We start from the raw sequence: 2557 nt of genomic DNA on the forward strand, positions 1-2557 counted from the left end.
CCGATCCCCGCCGCGGAGCCTTCCGCGCCGGCCTCGCCGCCGGCTGATACAAGCTCGCACACGGACACCGCGCCGCATGCCGACGGCGACCAGCATGATGAGAAGGCGGCGGCCCCGCCCGAAGCGGCGCCGGCTGCGAAGTCCGATATGGCCGGCATGAAGATGAACCGGTAGCGCCGGCCGGCAGGACGGGTCAAACGGGGGGCCTAACGATGGGGCTTCCCATGGGGCTGATGAGCATCAAACGCGCCAGGTTTGAAGGATTCAGCAGACGAGCCAGTCGTCTCCAGCGCGATCGGAACATCCGGGTGCGCGGTCAAATTGCGGCGAACGCCTTTATTGGCGAAGCGCTAGTGCAGGATTGAAGATGAGATGTGACCTCAGCCGCCGGCAATGGCTTCGCGGCGCCTCGCTCCTGGGTGGCGGCCTCGCCGCCTCCAGTCTGCTCCCGTCCTGGGCTCGGAGCCAGACGCCCGGCGCCTTGCCCGGGATGCAGACGCTGTCGGGAACAGACATCGCCCTCACCATCGCGCAGACCCCCTGGCGCGTGAACGGGCGCACCTCTCACCACACGGTGACGATCAACGGGACCATCCCGGCGCCGCTCCTACGGCTGAAGGAAGGCCAAAACGTCCGCCTTTCGGTGACCAATCGCCTAGAGGAGGACACCTCCATTCACTGGCACGGCATCTTGCTGCCGTTTCAGATGGACGGCGTGCCGGGCGTCAGCTTCCCAGGCATCTCGCCGGGGGAAACCTTCGTCTACGAGTTCCCCATCATTCAAAACGGAACCTACTGGTATCACAGCCACTCGGGGCTGCAGGAGCAGCTCGGCCACTACGGGCCGATCATCATCGAGCCCAAGGACGCTGATCCGGTCGCCTATGACCGGGAGCACGTGATCGTGCTCTCCGACTTCTCGTTCATGCACCCGCACGTCATCTTCAAGCGCTTGAAGCAGCAGTCGGGGGTGTTCAACTTCCAGAAACAGACGCTCTCGACGCTCCTGGCCGGGAAAGACCAGACCCTCCAGGAGCGCATCGAGTGGGCGAAGATGCGGATGGACCCCACTGACATCTCCGACGTGACGGGCGCGGTCCTCGAATTCCTGATCAACGGCCATGGTCCACAGGACAACTGGACGGGCCTGTTCAATCCGGGCGAGCGCATCCGCCTGCGGTTCGTCAACTCGGCTGCTCAGATGAACTTCAACGTCCGGATCCCCGGACTGAAGATGACCGTCGTCCAGGCCGATGGTCAGAACGTGCGTCCGATAGAGGTCGACGAGTTCCAGATCGGCATTGCCGAGACCTACGACGTGGTGGTCCAGCCGATCGAGGACCGGGCATATACGATCGTTTCGGAAGCGGTCGACCGCTCGGGCCTGGGGCGCGCCACCTTGGCGCCGCGGCCCGGCATGACGGCAGAGGTTCCGCCACTGCGGAAGCGGCCCTTGGCGACCATGAAGGACATGGGCATGGACATGGGCGCCATGGGTCACAACATGTCCGGCGGCGACATGGCGGGCATCGACCACGCGGCGATGGGTCACGCGGCGATGGGTCACGCGACGGGCGGGGCCATGGCGGGCATGGCGGCATCAGCCCCGCCCGGCATGGCCGCTCCTAAGCCGCGCGGCTCGGATGCGATGGGCGACATGGGCGGCATGAAGATGTCCATGCGCGATCCCCAGAACGCCCCTCAGGTGAAGATGGGACCGGGCGTGCAGACCATCGCGCCGATGCCGATCGACCGGACCGGAGAGCCCGGCCAGGGCCTCGAGAGCGTGGGCCATCGGGTGCTGGTCTACAAGGACCTCATCGCCCTGGACCGCAATCCCGACGTGCGTCCGCCTGAACGATCCCTGGAGATTCGCCTGACCGGCAACATGGAACGCTTCATGTGGGGCTTCGATGGCAAGCGTTTCAGCGAAAAGCCGGCGCCCTACTCGTTCGTCAAGGGCGAGCGGGTGCGCGTGACGCTGGTCAATGACACGATGATGACCCACCCGATCCATCTGCACGGGCACTTCTTCGAACTGGCGCATGGCCCGGAGGGCTACGGACCCCGAAAACACACGGTCAATGTGCAGCCGGGAGGCAAGGTGTCTTGGGACATCACCGCCGAGCCCGGGGATTGGGCGTTCCACTGCCACATGCTTTACCACATGCACGGGGGGATGTTTCAGGTGTTTTCCGTGCGACCACTCGACGGAGGTGCGGCATGAACCGCATCGCTCTGATCGCGCTGCTGCCCCTCGCCTGGGCGGGGTCAGCCGCAGCCCAGCCCATGACCCACGACATGCCTGGCATGACAATGCCGGCGACGAAGGCCAAACCAGCGGCGAAGCCAGGCCCACGCGCCACGCCGCCGACGGATCCCCACGCGGGCCACAACATGTCGGCCACGCCGCCGGCCGATCCTCACGCCGGTCACGACATGCCGGCGAACAATGCGCCCGTAGACGCCGCGGCTCCGGCCAACTCCGCGGCGGCTCCCGTTCAGCAGCCTGGTCACGACATGCCCGCGATGCCCGGGATGCCCGCCATGGCGGGCG

General features: G+C 66.1%; 1 protein-coding gene and 1 pseudogene. Both read left to right on the forward strand.

The features are described from left to right. Positions 1-367 precede the first annotated feature (367 nt). The gene (locus AX721_RS23060) at positions 368-2227 is read left to right on the forward strand and encodes a copper resistance system multicopper oxidase (protein WP_068878315.1); all 1860 of its coding nucleotides are present in this window, start codon (positions 368-370) and stop codon (positions 2225-2227) included. Continuing rightward, positions 2224-2557 (forward strand): annotated as a pseudogene (locus AX721_RS23065) (copper resistance protein B); the annotation flags it as partial. The gene AX721_RS23060 and the pseudogene AX721_RS23065, both read left to right, overlap by 4 nt.

This window comes from Phenylobacterium sp. CCH9-H3 (assembly GCF_001557235.1).
Taxonomy (GTDB): Bacteria; Pseudomonadota; Alphaproteobacteria; order Caulobacterales; family Caulobacteraceae; genus Phenylobacterium.